The 17,490-nt window shown below is 43.3% G+C and carries 16 protein-coding genes, 1 tRNA gene and 1 pseudogene; 12 read left to right on the forward strand and 6 right to left on the reverse strand.

Features of this window, described 5'->3' with window-relative positions; genetic code table 11:
* Nucleotides 1-19: 19 nt before the first annotated feature.
* Nucleotides 20-3,133 carry an isoleucine--tRNA ligase gene (ileS, locus tag CLOSA_RS14515; RefSeq protein ID WP_013273517.1) on the reverse strand — a complete coding sequence of 1,038 codons (3,114 nt, stop codon included), beginning with the start codon at nt 3,131-3,133 and terminating at the stop codon, nt 20-22.
* A 1,129-nt stretch (nt 3,134-4,262) separates the two neighbouring features.
* Here ileS and CLOSA_RS14520 point away from each other — a divergent pair.
* A complete protein-coding gene (locus CLOSA_RS14520; protein WP_013273518.1) occupies nt 4,263-5,723 on the forward strand; it encodes a nicotinate phosphoribosyltransferase in 1,461 nt (486 codons plus the stop codon).
* Nucleotides 5,724-5,929: 206 nt separating this feature from the next.
* Here the strand turns inward: CLOSA_RS14520 and CLOSA_RS14525 are convergent, their stop codons facing one another.
* Nucleotides 5,930-6,112, reverse strand: a complete 183-nt coding sequence (locus CLOSA_RS14525) for a DUF6472 family protein (RefSeq protein ID WP_013273519.1) — start codon at nt 6,110-6,112, stop codon at nt 5,930-5,932.
* Complete coding sequence (locus tag CLOSA_RS14530; RefSeq protein WP_013273520.1) at nt 6,113-7,183, reverse strand: acyltransferase; 1,071 nt, start codon at nt 7,181-7,183, stop codon at nt 6,113-6,115.
* A 146-nt stretch (nt 7,184-7,329) separates the two neighbouring features.
* On the opposite strand from CLOSA_RS14530, the gene CLOSA_RS14535 reads away from it, so the two are divergent.
* Nucleotides 7,330-7,401 (forward strand) — tRNA-Glu (locus CLOSA_RS14535).
* 473 nt (nt 7,402-7,874) lie between these two features.
* Here the strand turns inward: CLOSA_RS14535 and CLOSA_RS14540 are convergent.
* A complete protein-coding gene (locus CLOSA_RS14540; protein ID WP_013273521.1) occupies nt 7,875-8,465 on the reverse strand; it encodes a 50S ribosomal protein L25 in 591 nt (196 codons plus the stop codon).
* A gap of 444 nt (nt 8,466-8,909) precedes the next feature.
* Here CLOSA_RS14540 and CLOSA_RS14545 point away from each other — a divergent pair.
* A pseudogene (locus tag CLOSA_RS14545) lies at nt 8,910-9,416 on the forward strand (TSUP family transporter); the annotation flags it as partial.
* 145 nt (nt 9,417-9,561) lie between these two features.
* Here the strand turns inward: CLOSA_RS14545 and CLOSA_RS14550 are convergent.
* Nucleotides 9,562-10,422 (reverse strand): DUF3100 domain-containing protein, encoded by an 861-nt coding sequence (locus CLOSA_RS14550; RefSeq protein WP_013273523.1) that lies wholly within the window; start codon nt 10,420-10,422, stop codon nt 9,562-9,564.
* A gap of 193 nt (nt 10,423-10,615) precedes the next feature.
* Between CLOSA_RS14550 and CLOSA_RS14555 the strand changes: the two genes are divergently transcribed.
* Nucleotides 10,616-11,323 (forward strand): Crp/Fnr family transcriptional regulator, encoded by a 708-nt coding sequence (locus CLOSA_RS14555; RefSeq protein ID WP_013273524.1) that lies wholly within the window; start codon nt 10,616-10,618, stop codon nt 11,321-11,323.
* 160 nt (nt 11,324-11,483) lie between these two features.
* On the opposite strand, the gene CLOSA_RS14560 is transcribed toward CLOSA_RS14555, so the two are convergent.
* Nucleotides 11,484-12,047: a DUF3793 family protein gene (locus tag CLOSA_RS14560; protein ID WP_013273525.1), complete on the reverse strand. Its 564-nt coding sequence runs from the start codon at nt 12,045-12,047 to the stop codon at nt 11,484-11,486.
* Nucleotides 12,048-12,841: 794 nt separating this feature from the next.
* Here CLOSA_RS14560 and CLOSA_RS14570 point away from each other — a divergent pair.
* From CLOSA_RS14570 to CLOSA_RS14605, 8 genes are all read left to right on the forward strand, one after another.
* The gene (locus CLOSA_RS14570) at nt 12,842-13,126 is read left to right on the forward strand and encodes a hypothetical protein (protein WP_013273526.1); all 285 of its coding nucleotides are present in this window, start codon (nt 12,842-12,844) and stop codon (nt 13,124-13,126) included.
* 165 nt (nt 13,127-13,291) lie between these two features.
* Nucleotides 13,292-13,582 carry a carboxypeptidase-like regulatory domain-containing protein gene (locus CLOSA_RS14575; RefSeq protein WP_013273527.1) on the forward strand — a complete coding sequence of 97 codons (291 nt, stop codon included), beginning with the start codon at nt 13,292-13,294 and terminating at the stop codon, nt 13,580-13,582.
* A 39-nt stretch (nt 13,583-13,621) separates the two neighbouring features.
* Nucleotides 13,622-15,337: a motility associated factor glycosyltransferase family protein gene (locus CLOSA_RS14580; protein WP_013273528.1), complete on the forward strand. Its 1,716-nt coding sequence runs from the start codon at nt 13,622-13,624 to the stop codon at nt 15,335-15,337.
* 43 nt (nt 15,338-15,380) lie between these two features.
* A complete protein-coding gene (locus CLOSA_RS14585) occupies nt 15,381-15,629 on the forward strand; it encodes a hypothetical protein (protein ID WP_013273529.1) in 249 nt (82 codons plus the stop codon).
* Nucleotides 15,586-15,912 carry a carboxypeptidase-like regulatory domain-containing protein gene (locus CLOSA_RS14590; RefSeq protein ID WP_013273530.1) on the forward strand — a complete coding sequence of 109 codons (327 nt, stop codon included), beginning with the start codon at nt 15,586-15,588 and terminating at the stop codon, nt 15,910-15,912. The genes CLOSA_RS14585 and CLOSA_RS14590 overlap by 44 nt, the downstream gene beginning before the upstream one ends.
* Nucleotides 15,909-16,208 carry a hypothetical protein gene (locus CLOSA_RS14595; RefSeq protein ID WP_013273531.1) on the forward strand — a complete coding sequence of 100 codons (300 nt, stop codon included), beginning with the start codon at nt 15,909-15,911 and terminating at the stop codon, nt 16,206-16,208. Before CLOSA_RS14590 ends, CLOSA_RS14595 begins: the two co-directional genes overlap by 4 nt.
* Before the next feature lie 9 nt (nt 16,209-16,217).
* On the forward strand, nt 16,218-16,484 hold the full coding sequence (locus CLOSA_RS14600) for a hypothetical protein (protein ID WP_157669026.1): 267 nt from the start codon (nt 16,218-16,220) through the stop codon (nt 16,482-16,484).
* A gap of 10 nt (nt 16,485-16,494) precedes the next feature.
* Nucleotides 16,495-17,475 (forward strand): NAD-dependent 4,6-dehydratase LegB, encoded by a 981-nt coding sequence (locus tag CLOSA_RS14605; RefSeq protein ID WP_013273533.1) that lies wholly within the window; start codon nt 16,495-16,497, stop codon nt 17,473-17,475.
* Nucleotides 17,476-17,490: the final 15 nt, after the last annotated feature.

A 17,490-nucleotide genomic window follows, 5' to 3' on the forward strand; every position in this document is an offset into this window, starting at 1 on the left:
TACCAAGCCTCCTAACCGATTACTGAAACTTCTCCACACCCAATGTTACATTTTCGCCGTTAATGTTCCATTCTTTTACATAACCGGCCAGCGTTTCAAGGATAATGTCTTCCGCAAGTACCTCACGTTTCACTTCTTCCTCATGGATCTTTAATATACCGGCAATTTTATCATTGCCCTTGCTGTATACTGCAATATGATCCGTTACCTCAAAACCTGCTTCCTTACGCATGGTCTGGATCTTGCTGATCAGCTCGCGCACAAAGCCCTCTGCCAAAAGCTCGGGTGTGAGATTGGTATCTAAAACAACGGTGATGGCATTGTCTCCCTCAGATACATAACCCTCCGTCTGAGCCGTATCAATAAGAAGGTCATCCCTGGTGAGTACGACTTCGGTATCGCCGAATAGGAAGGTGAGGGCGCCAGTTTCATTTAAGGTGTCCATGGCTTCATTGCCGTTGATCTCTGAAAGTGCCTTTTTAATATCTCCCAGCTGCTTGCCGTATTTCGGTCCGACGGTTTTTAACTGGGGCTTAAAGCTATAGGAGGTGAAATCCCTTATATCATCAGTAAATACTACCTTTTTCACATTCAGCTCTTCCTCAATGATCTCCTGGTAAAATACAGGGAGGGCGTGAGGTGCTTTTACAAACATCTGGCCAATAGGCTGGCGGTTCTTTACATTCGCCGTATTTCTGGCGGCCCTGCCCATGACGACGATTTTCAGCACTTCATCCATATCCGTTTCCAGCTGCCTGTCAATATAGGCCTGGTTTGCAGCAGGATAATCACACAAATGGATGCTCTCCGGCGCTGACTGGTCCACACTGCATACCATGTTCTGATAGATCTCCTCAGTCATAAAGGGGATGAGGGGAGCCGCTGTCTTGCTTACGGTAATAAGGGCCGTGTAAAGGGTCATATAGGCATTGATCTTATCCTGCTCCATCCCCTTTGCCCAGAAGCGTTCCCTGCTTCTGCGGACATACCAGTTGCTCATATCATCGACAAATTCCTGAAGGGCTCTTGCTGCCTCCGGAATCTGATAGCCGTTCAGGCATGCATCCACTTCTCCTACCAGAGTATTCAGCTTGGATAAAAGCCATTTGTCCATGACGGGAAGTTTTTCGTATTCCAGGCTGTATTTTGTAGGGTCAAATTCATCAATATTCGCGTAGAGCACAAAGAATGCATAGGTATTCCAAAGGGTGCCCATAAATTTGCGCTGGCCTTCCATGACCGCTTTCCCATGGAAACGGTTTGGAAGCCAAGGGGCACTGTTTACGTAGAAATACCAGCGGATGGCATCGGCTCCGTAGGTTTCCAGTGCATCAAAGGGATCTACGGCATTTCCCTTTGATTTACTCATCTTCTGCCCGTTCTCATCCTGGACATGCCCCAGAACGATTACATTTTTATAAGGGGCCTTGTTGAAAATCAGGGTGGAAATTGCAAGGAGAGAATAAAACCAGCCTCTTGTCTGGTCCACGGCCTCTGAAATAAAGTCAGCCGGGAACTGTTTCTCAAACAGTTCTTTGTTTTCAAAAGGATAATGGTGCTGGGCAAACGGCATGGAACCGGAATCAAACCAGCAGTCGATCACCTCCGGCACCCTTTTCATCTGCTTCCCGCACTTTTCACAAGTAATTGTCACTGTGTCAATATAGGGACGGTGAAGCTCAATGTCTTCCGGGCAGTTGGGTGACATTGCCTTTAATTCATCAATGCTTCCTATGGAGTGCTGATGACCGCACTGGCATTCCCACACATTCAGGGGTGTACCCCAGTAACGGTTTCTGCTGATGCCCCAGTCCTGGACATTTTCCAGCCAGTCGCCGAAACGTCCTTTTCCAATGCTTTCGGGGATCCAGTTGATGGTATTGTTGTTACGGATCAAGTCTTCCTTTACGTCCGTCATCTTAATGAACCAGGACTCTCTTGCATAATAGATCAGCGGAGTATCGCATCTCCAGCAGTGGGGATAACTGTGTTCAAATAAAGGCGCAGAGAATAAAAGACCCCTTTCCTTTAAATCCTTTAAAATCATTGGATCCGCTTTTTTGCAGAAGACGCCTGCCCATTTGGTTTCCTCTGTCATCTCGCCAGCCGCATTGACCAGCTGCACAAAGGGAAGATCATATTTTCTTCCCACCTTGGAGTCATCCTCACCAAAGGCCGGGGCAATGTGTACTACGCCGGTACCGTCAGTCAGGGTGACATAATGGTCACATGTCACATAATGTGCTTTCTTATTTGGTTTAACAAAATCAAATAAAGGCTCGTATTCTTTATACTCTAAATCCTTTCCCTGATATCGTTCTAAAACCGTGTACTCCCCTTCCAGAACCTTTTCGCAGAGAGCCTCTGCCAGATAATAGGTATGGTCTCCATTTTGTACCTTCACATAGGTCTCATCCGGATTCACACAAAGGCCCACGTTGGAGGGAAGGGTCCAGGGAGTTGTGGTCCAAGCCAGTATATAGGCTTCCTCTCCCTTTACCTTGAACCGGACAATGGCGGAATGTTCTTTTACATCCTTATATCCCTGAGCGACCTCATGGCTGGATAAAGGAGTTCCGCAGCGGGGACAGTAGGGAACGATTTTAAACCCTTTGTACAAAAGACCTCTTTCCCAGATCTGCTTTAATGCCCACCACTCGGATTCAATAAAATTATTTTCATAGGTCACATATGGGTCATCCATATCAGCCCAAAAGCCGACGGTTTTTGAAAAATCCTCCCACATGCCTTTGTATTTCCAAACACTTTCCTTGCAATACTTGATAAATGGCTCCAGGCCATATTCCTCGATCTGTTCCTTTCCGTCAAGGCCCAGCATTTTTTCCACTTCCAGCTCCACCGGAAGTCCGTGGGTATCCCAGCCTGCTTTACGGGGAACGTCATAACCCTTCATGGTACGGTATCTTGGGATCATATCCTTGATGACCCTGGTCAGTACGTGCCCGATATGGGGTTTCCCATTGGCCGTGGGCGGACCGTCATAAAACGTATAGGTTTCTGCCTCCCTGCGGTTTTCCATGCTCTTTTTAAAAATCTGATGATCTTCCCAGAACGTTTCAACCTCTTTTTCTCGTGCTACAAAATTCAAGTCTGTAGGGACTTTCTTGTACATCTTTAGCGACCTCCATTTCTACATATATAAAAAAAGCCCTCATCCCGTAATCAGGACGAAAGCCTCACTATATCTCCGTTAAACCACCTATTACCGCATACCAGCATATGCTTTCCCTTAACGCGGAAACTACGTCCTGACCTACTGCCAACGCTTTCAGCCGGAAACTCCGGAGTGATATTCGAACCCATGCTACTTTCGCCAGGCTTCCACCATCCCCGGCTCTCTTTGGATTTCTCATGGTTCTACTGTCTCCATCAAAGTTTTTCTTCTTATTATGATATGGTCCTACTATTTATTCTGTATTTTCTAATTATAGGGATTCAGAAAAGAAATGTCAAGGCTAATTTGATTTTCATACCAAAGCCAAAAGGGCACAAAGGTGAACGGGTACCGAATCATTTTCAATCCGATACCCGTTCTACATGCTTTCATCCATTGGTTCTTAATTACCTCTCTAGTTCCGTTTCTTACTTCTTGTTCTCCGGATGCTCTATATGAATTTTTCCCGTTACCTTTCGCCTAAAACCATCTACAGTCCGAATCTCTGCATCGTTGTTCCATTCTACTATATTGTTATCCAGCTACCAAATAAAAAATTCAACCCGGTCGAATCAAAATTAACCATCCGATGAATATTTCTCTGCAGTTATAACGAATGATAGGCATATAAGAGATTGGTAGATTTTTATTCCGGCTTTATCCATGCTTTCGTATGGATCCATCGCCCTTTTCGGTTTTCTGCTAAGGTTAAACGGCTTTGCCTTTTGTCTGAACTTATAAATTAACGGTTCAGACGAAACTTATGTTTTCGGTGGAATCAACCTCCTTTTCCCTGACATCCTCCGAAATAAATTTGGATATCGGATTCGATATTTTTTTCTTTTGTTTATGGCTTTATTATATACCATCCCTCTTTGTTTTGCAAGACTTTTTTTATAAATTTTGCAAATTAATTATTAACTTTCTAATTGTATTAAATTATTTAGATTATTCGATTATTTAAAATTATTTATTTGATTTTTTCAGCTTCATTAACATTGTTACTTTTTTGTCAATTCCATTGTTTTTTTGTAAACTTATGGTATAATGTGCGAAAAGGTTTAGTAAAAGAAAAAGGAGAACAGCTATGAGCCAGCGCAACTTAACTTTATTAACAGACCTCTATGAATTAACCATGATGCAGGGATATTTTAAAGAAAAAAACGCCAACGAGACCGTTATATTCGATGTTTTCTACCGCAGCAATCCGGGCGGCAACGGGTACGCGATCTGCGCAGGCTTGGAACAGGTCATTGAATACGTAAATGAACTTCATTTCAGCCAGGAGGATGTGGATTATTTACGGTCCACCGGCCTGTTTGAAGAAGACTTTCTGGAATATCTTCATCATTTTAAATTTTCCGGCGATATCTACGCCATTCCTGAGGGTACGGTCGTATTCCCTCGAGAACCCTTGGTAAAAGTCATTGCACCGATAATGGAAGCCCAGCTGATCGAAACCGCTTTGCTCAACATCATCAACCACCAGAGCCTGATTGCCACCAAAACAGCCAGAGTCGTATTCGCTGCAGCCGGAGACGGGGTTATGGAATTCGGCCTGCGCCGTGCCCAGGGACCTGATGCGGGAATTTACGGTGCCAGAGCCGCCATGATCGCCGGCTGTATCGGCACCTCCAACGTGCTGGCCGGAAAAATGTTTCATGTTCCGGTGAGAGGGACTCATGCCCACAGCTGGATCATGAGTTTTCCTGACGAATTAAGCGCTTTCCGCAGCTATGCAAAGCTTTATCCCACTGCCTGCATCCTTCTGGTGGATACCTATGATACATTAAAATCCGGCGTTCCCAATGCCATTCAGGTATTTAAGGAAATGCGGAAAGCAGGAATCCCACTGACCACTTATGGGATCCGTCTGGACAGCGGAGACCTGGCATACCTCTCTAAAAAGGCCAAGAAAATGCTTGACGAGGCCGGTTTTTCAGACGCTGTGATCTCTGCCTCCAATGACCTTGATGAGACTTTGATCAACAGCTTAAAGATCCAGGGAGCTACCATAAATTCCTGGGGCGTTGGAACCAATTTAATCACCTCCAAGGACTGCCCTTCCTTTGGCGGAGTCTACAAGCTGGCGGCCGTTATGGATAAAAAGACCGGTCAGTTCGTCCCTAAAATCAAGCTATCTGAAAATGCAGAAAAGATCACCAATCCGGGCAACAAGATCATCAAGCGTATTTACAGCAGGGAAACCGGTAAAATCATTGCTGACTTAATCTGCCTGGATGGGGAGATCTTCAAGGAGAATCATTCCATGCTTCTATTCGACCCCATTGAGACATGGAAAAAGACCCATCTGGCGCCTAACAGCTATACCATGAGGGATCTTCTGGTTCAGATATTCAAAGGTGGGAAATGTATCTACAAGAGCCCGGCGGTCATGGACATCCAGATCTACTGCAAAAAGGAGCTTGATACCCTTTGGGATGAGTCCCGCCGTCTGGTAAATCCGCACGAGGTTCACGTTGACTTATCCAATGAGCTTTGGCATATGAAAAATCAGCTGCTGGACAGCTATCATTTCAGAGACTGACCGGACAGGGCTGTCCATTGTTCACATTCTGGTCATAATCTTTTTACAGCCTGGTCAAATTTTCTTCATATTTAACCGATATACTGAAAACATCAGAAAAAGATGTTGCCAACATACTTTGAGATAAAAATTTTTTTCATAATTGCCGGTATTCCTTCGAGGGATACCGGCTCCTCCCTTTTTCAGAGTCTTTTCATCATTTCTCTTTACATCTGCTTTTTGACTACGGAGTATTCATCCCCATATTTAAAATGAGGACAGCTCTGGAAGGAGTTGCTTAAAAAACGTATCATCTCATCCTCATCCAGATCAATCTCACATTCATAGCATTCGTATTCTTCATTGTAATCATAGTGTATACAATATTCACAGCTTACTTTCCGCTCCATTTAACGCCCTCCTTTTATGTTTATCTTCCTATAACAAACCCGGCCCACTGATTTTTTCAGCAGCTTCCCTATGGTACCATCAATGATCCATGCGGCTGCCAGGGAAATAAGAAATGTAAGAATGGTCTCGCAAAGGATTCTCGGCACGAAATAATGCCTTATGAAAGTCTTATCCACCAGTTTTCCGGCAATCTGTCCCAAAACCAGATAATGGATCAGATAGACGGAATAGCTGTACCGGCTGATAAAACCGGCAGCCTTAACAAGAGCAGGGGCCTTTCTATCTCCGAAATGTTCAAAAAACAGAAAAATAGCCGCAGCCATTGCCATCATTGTGGGAGCTAAATCGTGGATCCCCGGTGTAAAGGATGGGATGAATAATTTTTGTACCATGGTGATAATAAAACCGGCCATGCCCATGAGCCCAAAGGGGAGATACCTGCTGCTTCCATACAGCCGCTTTAATGCATATCCCAGGACAAAATAAATAAGCCAGCCCTTAAAAATCATATATTGAAGGCTCTCTCCCACCTCCAGGCCAAAGGCCGGAAGATAGGTGCAGATCCCCTGGATGACCACCATAAGGACCAGAAGGATTTTTAAATCCCTGTCGTTGATAGACTTCATCATCCTGGCCAGAAACGGCGCACAAAGATACAGCGCCATGATCACGTACATGAACCACAGATGAGGGGTCATGGGAATGTTTCCTGTTAATAGCCCTTTTCCAAAAGCCGCCAGATGCTCCTGCCACTTAAGAGAATCCTCTCTTAAATAAATTTCAAAATACCAATAATAGATCCCGCTGTAATATGCAAAGGGAATAAAAATCGTCAGAAACCGGCTGCGGTAAAAACCATGGATATCCTCTGTCCCTGAGTTTAAAAGGAAGAGGCCGCTTAACATAAAATAAATCCCTACAAATGCCAGAAGCACCGGTGAAAGGGCTGCTGAAAACAGCCACTGCCTGAAATTTATGGTTTCTGCGGGAATGGCATGAACCATGATGATGGCAAAGACCGCAAGGGTCCTTAAATATTCATATTTCACTTCTCTTTTCGTAAGCCCCATATCTTTCCTCCCGATTCCTATGGACTTAGAAAAGTATAGCATACAAAATCGGATTTTGACAAATTTTTTATTTCATTAAAAAAAGTGTAGACAAATGGAAATTCCTATGGTATTATAATGAAGCTGTCAGAGACAGCACACACAACGGCCTATTGGTCAAGCGGTCAAGACGCCGCCCTCTCACGGCGGAAACCCGGGTTCGATTCCCGGATAGGTCATAATTGAAGCACTGTATTTTCCTTGTATTTACTGGGATTATGCGGTGTTTTTCTTTTTATTATATTAATACACCTGACTACAAATTGCGGAATGAAAAAGAATCTCCTATCATTTCTAAAGTTATCTTTTTGGAAGTGGATTATGGATGTAACTTAGTGTTGCAAACGTCTTTCTTATCTTATGAGACGATTTCTTTTCGATTCCAGAGGCTTCACAGACTCTCCATAATGACTGGTTGATTTGCTCTTCATTTAGATATGTCCCATTTCTTGTGAATAAGAAGTTTTCTTTTCCTATATTGCTACCAGGCTCACTTATTATTTTTATTTATATGTCTTTTGCCTTTGGGATTAACGGAACAAAACGATATAAAAAAAGAAAGCATCTAATATCTAAATTAGAGCTTTCTTTTTTCACCTTTATCATCAGGCTCATAATATTTTCATACGAAAAGTGAATACCGTTCTTCCTCTTAGCTTTCTTCTTCACCTTCAACTGCTCCACGTATCTTAGAGCCAACAACGGTTATCATTTTTTGTTCCGGATCAATCGTTGAGGTAAGTCCTTCCGGAAGTTTAATATCACTAAATTGAATACTTTCACCAGCCTCCATATTAGAAACATCAATTTCTATTTCATCTGGAATATCCTGAGGTAAGCCCTCCAGTAAAATTGAATCTATGGTACTGTTAATCAATAATCTTTTTGACTCAAGAAGTTCTGCTCCGGTAAATTTTATAGCCACTTCTTGTTTGATTTTTTCCGAAAAAGATACCATTTGAAAATCCAAATGAGAGATTTCGTTCTTAACAGGTTCAATGTGTATTTCTTTTGCCATTACGGTATAACTCTGGCCATCAGGAACAACCAGTTTAAAAACGCCATTCCGGCCAAACTCTTTCATTGATCTTCTAAATACATCTTTCTTAACAGCTATTGAGATTGAATCAACACCTTTACCAGCTATGTTTCCCAGTAAATATCCTTCTCTTTTTAACTGATTATTGTCACCCTTTCTGGTACTTTTTCTTAACTCAACGTTCATAACTCCAGTATTTTCCATAGTTATAAGCCTCCTTGATTAATAATAATATGATGGCAATCATCTAAAATCTTATGATTCAATGATGAAAACCTGTTACCTAAATTTCATTGTGATTTAACATAACAAACTATAAATTGTCAAAAGAAAATATACTTCCCAAAGAAAATGTTTTTTAAATAAGTTATCATAGAATTATTTTGAATTTATTTCTTTAATACAAATTTATTTTATTTATTATTTAAAAAATCACATAGAATTTAAAATAACATATAATTAATAGTATAGTATAAATCTGATAATTGTCAAGTTTTCGATTGGTATAACAGAAATTTATCCTAATGAAAAGATTAAAAGATTATAAAGGTGCAGTTGGAGAAACTCAAGTTCTAGAACGGATTACCCAAAGGATCTCGGTTAACCGGAATGGCAAAAATTCAATCTAATGCGTATACTGCCTGCAGAGCGGTTCTTGGCGTAAGGCTGAACTTAATCATACCGGAATCCACGGTGAAAATTCTTCTTTTTATGGTGGTTCTTTTATCAGGAATTTCCATTCTTCTCAGGAAAGACCAGACGGAAGAGGAAGGAAACAAAGGATATGTCATATCAGACCACCTGGCTGCGACTATGGTTCTTGGGTTTGTGACAGGTATGATCTGCGCTCTTTCCGGGGCAGGAGGGCCTGTCCTGGTCATGCCTCTGTTGGTGGTCCTGGGGATCGGTATCAGAACTGCAGTGGGTGTTGCCCTGTTTAATTCGGTGTTTATAGGAATTCCTGCCTGTATTGGATACATGATGCAATGCGATATGAAATCCCTTTTGCCGGTGATGGCAGCAGCACTGGTATTTCACGGTGTGGGAGTTTCCTTTGGAAGCAGAAATGCGGTCAGGATAAACCAGAATTTTTTAAAGAAAGGGATCGCTGTCTTTTCCATATTGATTGCCTTATGGAAGCTGTTCTTCTCATAAGGGGTATGTGATATCTTAATAAAAATCACAATAAGTACTGTTAAGCCCGGAAGGGATGTGCCAAATCCTGCTCCGTACCCGATAAAATTGGCAAGCCCTGTGCCGCAGGCAGCAATTACAAATAAGATAAGCCATTCTATGTATCTCATACCGTCTCCTTTTTCTCCTTATTCTTAAGGGTGATTTTCCCCAGCTTCGGCTCTAAGAACCTATAAAGCCTGTCCGTCATGGGAATAGCAATCAACATGGTGATATACATTCCGGTAATTCCAGCTATGGTTTCTCCCACACTGGCCATAGCAGAAATGGTATCAGCCCATTCAGGATAAATAGCGCATAAGCTGGCGCTGGAGCTTGCCATCATGATGCCCGCGCCCACACCGGAGGCCAGTCCCAATGCCTGGGGATGGAACAGGCCTGTCATACCTACCACAGAAGCCATAAGCCCGAAATATATTGTCCCCACCATACCGCCTACGATATAGATGGAAAGGCTCCCCCTGGCCTCAGCGGAATCAGGGCCGTAAATATTATTGATCAGTGCCATGTGGTATTCCCTGTTAATAGAATGACAGGATCCTATGGCCTCTCTCTTCATTCCCAGAAGAATAGCAACCGGCAGCGCCAGCAAAGGCCCTAACAAGTTGCCGAATCCATGGAACAGAAGCACCGGGCCGGACTGTAAAATAGTGTCAATGTTGGCTCCTGCCGTGATCCCCAGCTTGGCAATAAACGGACAGATGCCCACCACAACCAGCCTGGAGGCCGCCTTCACATGCTTGCTGTCTGCGATCTTAAGCACTTGAGGCCCGCTTAACACGCCTAAAATAATTGCATAAAAAATCGGAAACAGAATAAACATTCCTTTTCCAACGGGGATCTTAATCTGCCCTATATTATCCGCAATAAGGATAAAGACGAATGCCAGGGCAAATATCTTCCACTCCACCGTAAACCGTTCCTTCAGGGAACCATACACATAAGTTTCTTTTTTGTTGCCGCTCATAAGAGCCCCTCCTTTCCAGCCTGCAACTTTCTCCTATGCCGGCTGTTACAATCTCCTTGTGTTGAGTATTTTATACAAAACATCGTCTTGAAAAAAGGACAAATGAGCACTTCCCACAAAAAATCCTGATTGATTTTATCTTTTAGATGATGGTATACTGGATGCAAATCAAAAGAATTGAGGGGATATGTGAATGACACTGACTGAGCTGGAAGACCGGGTTCCCGCTTTATGGGAATATACAAAAAATATGCCCCAGGATATACGAAGCCGCTGCACGGTCCGGACCCATGCCCCAGGTTCCATCATACACCAGAAGGATATGGAGCTGAATTATTTTGGAATCGTAGCGGCAGGTGAAAATCGGGTCATCAACGAATTTGAAAACGGAAATGTTTATATGATCGAGGGTAACCAGGCCATAGATTTTATCGGAGAAGTCACCATACTCGCCTGTATGGAGCGCACCTCCGTGACCATTGAAGCTGTGACGGATAATGTGGTTGCCTATATCAGCCGGAAGGATGCAGAGCGCTGGCTTTCGGAGGATATCAATATCCTGCGCCTGGCCTCCAAACACACTGCATTCAAACTGTACCGTTCCTCTTACACCAACGGTGCAAAGCTGTTTTACCCTCCAGCCTATCTCCTGTTAGACTATATAGTGCGTTTCGGAAGGCAGAATGGCATGGACAATCATAAATCCTCGAAAAACCTGATCATCAACCGCACACGCCAGCTTCTCCAGGAAGAGATCGGGGTCAATGTAAAAACTCTCAACCGTACCATTTATCAGCTGAAGCAGGAAGGATTCTTTGATGTCTGCAAAGGCAAGATTTCATTTTCCAGGGAACAGTATGAGGCTGCTGTCACATGGCTGAATGCATCCAAGGATAAATAATGCAGTCCGTGATATTTTATGTAAGGAACTTCCGCCTTTGGTTCTTCCCTTGGTTAATAGAAAGGCAATGTTTGTCATAGCCTGTCAGCATATGTCGTCATAAGGCGAAAAACCCTGGATTTTTCTGAAGGAAAACCAGGGTTTTTCGCCTTTTTTCTCTTTATTTGTCAGAGGAGGACACCGTAAGCTGCCAGACAGTCCTTCCAGCCTGCCAAAGGCGGGCATACACTGTCCGGCATTTCCGGAATCTGGCAAACACCCGGGCGGCCTCCCGCTCATCGGCGTATACCTTCCAGTAGCCGGTGCATTTGCTGTTCTTTCCTCCATTTTGGATAAACCCCACCACATCTTCCAGGGGGTAACCGAGAAAAACCCCGATCTCATGGGGAAAATCTCCTTCCTGGTTCAGCCGTTCTTTTAGTCTGTTAAGCGCAGCCTCCACTTCCATTTGCTCATAGCCGTAGGCTTTTAGGAACCTACCCACTTCCGGCCTGCTTAAATCCGCCTGAAGACGGGATTTCCGGCAGACATAGATAAGCGCCTTATTCCTGCGCCTGCACAACACCAGCAGGGATATTCCTTTCCCCTCCAGCTGGCTGTTTAAGCCTGCCAACTGGTCTTCCAGTTCCTTTTCCGAGGAAAAGGGATGATTAAACAAGCTTGCCGTTTTTAAGGAGGCCAGTGTGGGAGAACAATATTCAATTAAATTTTTTTCAAGCAGCATATCCGCACCTCCGCCTGCGTTCCTGTTTCATGGAACTTGCCTTCGCAGGAATCATCCTGTTATGAATATTATAAGCAGCATCGGCTTGGATACTTTTCCAATTTTTGTCAGAATTTCTTTATTTCTTTCATACTTTCTTTATAACCTGGTCAAATTTCCTTCACATTTATCCTGTATGATAATATTATAAACATAAGAAATCAAGAGAAAGCGGTCAGAGCGCTTACATACATGTTTTTACTAAGTCGGCAGAGTTGCCCTGAAAGGCTTCTTTGCCGGCTCAACCTAATAATCAGGACCGGGATCACCGGTTTTATATTCCCATACCAAGGAATTTCATATATAAAAAAGAGAAGCAGCCCCATCAGATTATTGATGGGGCTGTTCGCCTTTCCCGGAATGGCCGTTTGATCCATATAATGAATGCAGAAGACTCCTCCTGATCATCTACTTTTCAGCTTCAACAATGCCAAGCGAAGTATCTCCTTTTCTGGCTTTTTCCAGGAGAAGGGAAGCCATTTTCTGAAAATTACCTCCCGAAGTAGAAGCTCCGCTTACGGTATCGATTCCCCTGTCGCTTTGAACCGCAAGAAAACTGGCGGCATATGCCCGGGTATAGCGGTTTGGATATGTCCCTTTTTGGTCTTATGCATTCGTCATGTTAAAAACTGCCGGTCAGCTATGGTGCTGCTATGGAAATGCCTCTAGAATCCGGACAGTCACCATCTCCTTTTACGGACATACTATATAAGAGAAATACGTATTTCTATCATTGTTAAAAGGGGGGCAACCTTATGGCTAACTATAAGCCAATAGCTAAAACTGTTTCATCCGCTTCTGCAATTTCAGGAGTGCTGGTACCTGCTAATCTTTCGACTACAAGCTGGGGATTACTTTTATTAAGAGGTTCTGCTATCTTCAGCAATACCATTCTTCGAAGCGGTGCTGTGGCAGTTTGGGAAAGTACGAAACCCACGACTGCTGCTCCAAGCCGGGAAACATTTACTGATGCAAATGCCATATACGGCATTACCTGCAGAGCCGGAGTAAAGCTGATATTTAAGTTCTATGCTCACTAACTTTTAAACAGGCGCCTCAAAGGCCATAATCCTACATCACGCTCACCAAATACGAACGAGCTCAGGCTAATATGAAAATATCTGGCATGTATGGGATTTGGAAAGAAACCTTTGAGGCGCCTTTCCTATAAAAACTTCATTGATCACAAAGGAGGGAAAGAACGTTTGCCAAAAGTCATTTTAACCGGCTGTCAGATCATTTGCTCCGGAATCGTAACAGCGGATTTTAATTTATCAAATCATACGTATTTATTAATCACAGGAACTGTTTACAGTCCCACAGGAAAGCCTCTGCCAAATGCTGCCGTTGAAATACGACTAGTAGATGATTCCCTGGTACCACCGGATGAAAAAAGTTTAGGTGTGACATTTACCCTTCATGATGGTTCCTACGGAATATCACTTCCCAGGATCAGCGGGAAGCAATACAAATTAATTGCTTATTCACCTATATAAACGGCAGCAAAAGAAAGAGCAAAAAACAGGGAGGATATCATGAAAATATATAAAACGTCAGATGGATATTGCGTCTATGGGATTAAAAAAGATAAAAAGCTGTGTTTTTTGGCTGACCGGTTTGATTATGGAAATGAGATTAAAAAATTACTGGATACCCTGGAAGGTCTGACATTTGATTCTCTGATTTTTATATTTGGGTTGGATACAGGATCATACCTTCCATTTATGAAGGAATTGCTGTGTGAAAGAAACCGGGTGATCATTTTCGAACCCAACCCTGAAATCTGTAAAAAATCAGGAACTAAATTAGAGGATAATATCACTCTTGTTCCCTTTGAAGAAAATCAGGTGAAACAAATTTTTGAAAATACCATACATTTTAAAAATATCAATCATATTTATTTTTACGCATTTGGCAATTATTCCAGCATTTATAAGGAAGAATACGAACGTTTGATTGAGCTTTTGGATTGGACCATGATCAATGCTGCATCCCAGGTGGATCTTGCAAAACGCTTTAAGAAAATTTTCATCCAGAATATGATTGCCAATATGAATGCTTTAAACCGGTGTACTCCCATTCACCGCTGCAGGCTTTCCAATCTCAATGTGCCCGCTCTTGTGGTATCCGGAGGCCCCTCCCTGGATTCAAACATCAGGGATATGCTCAGCCATAAGGATAAGCTTGACCGGTATTTTATCATTACCGGCAGCAGAACCGTGGAAGCTCTGACGAAAAACGGGATTTTACCTGATATGATCGTGTCCGTGGATCCGGTGGATGCAAACTTTGATATGATGAAGAGCTGTCTGGATCTGGAAGCCCCCCTTGCTTTTTATGAATACAGCAACAGGTATTTAGTAAAAAACTATAAAGGAGAGAAAATCTTCATTTCCCTCTTGTTCTCTCAGACCGTGGAAGGCTTTGAGAATTACCAGGGGGTATTCTGCGGTGGATCTGTGGCCCATGCCTGTATTGACATTGCAAATTTAATTGGCTGCTCTCCCATCATATTCCTGGGCCAGGATTTTGCCCATACCTACCAAAAGCACCATGCCGACAGTGCTGTTTTTGATTATGATAAAAACCTGCCTTACCAAACCACGGTTGTGGTAAAGGATGTGTACGGAAACCCGGTGGGTACCACCGTTACCCTGGATCATTACCGGCGAAGACTGGAACACTACATCTCCCTTTATAAGGATCAGAAACGAATCCGGTTTATTAATTGTTCCTACGGTGCGGAAATAGAAGGTGCGCCACATAAGGAGCTGGCTGAAGTATTTGAGGATGAACCAACCGTAAGGCAAAAGAGAAATTTTATCCCAAGCCGGGAGATCCATATGGATGGCAAAAAGACCATTGACTCTCTTCTTCAATTCATCGAAGAATACAGAGTTAAAGCAAGCCAGTGCCTGGAATTATGTGAAATCATACGTTCTGAAAACCAGACCAAATCTCTCATAGAGGTGGAGGAAACAGACATTGACTTACAACGGATCCTGTACATCCTTAAGGTTGTAAGCGATTTTGAAAATCATACAAATACCAAATACCTGGGAGGATATTTCAGTGAATTTGTGTTTGAAATGAAGGAAAAAACCTTTCATATGCCTGCAGAGGATTATAATGAGCTGACCTCTGATCTGCAGCATCAGGCAAAGTCCTTCCATATATATTTTGAACAAATGAAAGAAATGCTGGAAAATGTTAACCAAATCATTCTGGAGACCGTAACAGAATTCTATTGACCGCATATAGTTTAGTAAAAAATGGAGAAAAGGGGATAGGACCATGGAAGATGAAATCAAAAATAGAGAAATCAATGATACTCAGTATAAGGAAGTAGAAATCAATAAAATGATTATTAACGGGAAGGAACAGGCGGGAAACATTATCAATGCGGAGGATACCAGGGGCAAACAGGAAATCAATGTGACCGTATACACCCGCAGCATGCCCCAGGTTCAAAAAGACGGGGGGAGGAATAACCGATTCTATGAACTGCTTCAAAAAGTCCTCTTTCATAATAAACGGAGCTAAACTCCAGTCCCGCCCGGAATATCATTTTCGCATCCAGTTGGATAAGCAGAACTTCCAGATCATCAATGGAACCGTGTACGGTCAGGACCAGAACCCCTGTGCAGGTGCTGCGGTCCGGATTACCCAGATCAGCTGCAGGGACAATACCAGAAGACTTCTTGGCTACACTGTGACGGATGAGAACGGGTATTATTTATTTTCCATTAAAGCAAAGGCGGACAGGAAATATGAGCTATCTGTCTACGCCCCCCTTATCACTTATGGGAAGGAGGCCCCCCATTGAGCGGATATACTGAGATCATTTTAACACCAAGGCATTTGAAAAACCGTGACATTTTGAGAACCACCATAATAATGGAGAAATCTGATGAGGTTTTACTGACAGGAACGATTTATAATTCGCGCCAGAAGGCCATGGAGGGTGCTGTTGTCCGTGTCATAAAAATTACCCAGGAAAATCAAAGAGTGAGCAAAGGCTATGTGATCACCAACCAGTCCGGTGAATTTGCCATAACCGTGGAAAAAGACAAGTATGCCGATTATCAGCTGGATATTTACGAGCCGCTGGTATCCGGTTAAAGGGGGCACATGATGGAACAGATGAATCATGAATGTCATATGGAAGGGATATTAATAAAAGGAAAGGTCCGCTATAAAGATTCCTGTCCGGTTAAGGGAGCTGTTGTACTATTAGAAAAGCTGGTTCCCTGCTCTGAGGAAGGAGCTGAGGAACAAGGAACGGCGGGGACTTATTTGGAGCATGCACTCACCAACGGACAAGGAGAATTCTGCTTTTCTATCTCAGATCGGTTGAGCAGTTATAAAATAAAGATTTTTGATAACCGTCACAGGTAAGGGAGGAAATATGAAGAAAGTTCTGGTTACAGGAGCAGATGGGTTTATAGGCAGTCACTTGACGGAAACACTTGTGGAACGCGGGTATGAAGTAAGGGCCTTTACTTTTTATAATTCCTTTAATACCTGGGGATGGCTGGACACCCTTCCTGATGCGATAAAGAAGGAAATAGAAATACAGGCAGGGGACATCCGGGATCCAAACGGCGTAAGAAACGCCATGACTGGGATGGAATCCGTTTTTCATCTGGCCGCACTCATCGCCATCCCTTTCAGCTACCACTCTCCTGATTCCTATGTGGACACCAATATCAAGGGTACCTTAAACGTTCTCCAGGCAGCAAGAAGCCTTGGCACGGACAGGGTGCTGGTCACTTCAACTTCCGAGGTTTACGGCACTGCCAGATACGTCCCCATAGACGAAACCCATCCCTTCCAGGGACAATCGCCTTATTCGGCTACAAAGATCGGTGCCGACCGTCTGGCAGAAGCCTTTTACAGAAGCTTTTCTCTTCCGGTCACCATAGTCCGGCCCTTTAATACTTACGGACCGAGACAGTCTGCAAGGGCTGTCATACCCTCCATCATCAGCCAGCTGTTATCAGGCACCATGGAGATACGCCTTGGCAGCCTGACACCTACCAGGGATTTTAATTATGTAAAGGATACTGTAAACGGATTTATAGAAATAGAAAAGTCAGAGAACACCCTGGGGGAAGAAATCAACATTGCCAGCCAGAAAGAAATTTCCATCGGCGGCCTTGCCGGAGAGCTGATCAGCCAAATCAACCCTCAGGCCAGAATCATCTGTGAGCCGCAAAGGCTGCGCCCTGAAAAGAGCGAGGTAAACCGGCTTTTAGGTTCTAATAAAAAGCTGAAAGAGCTAACCGGCTGGAATCAGGAATACAGCCTTTCCCTTGGCTTAGAAAAAACCATCCGCTGGATGGAGAAAAACCTGGATAAATATAAGGCAGGAATCTATAACCTTTAGTAACAATTCGGTGGG

Origin of the sequence: [Clostridium] saccharolyticum WM1, assembly GCF_000144625.1 — a bacterium.
GTDB lineage: Bacteria > Bacillota > Clostridia > Lachnospirales > Lachnospiraceae > Lacrimispora > Lacrimispora saccharolytica.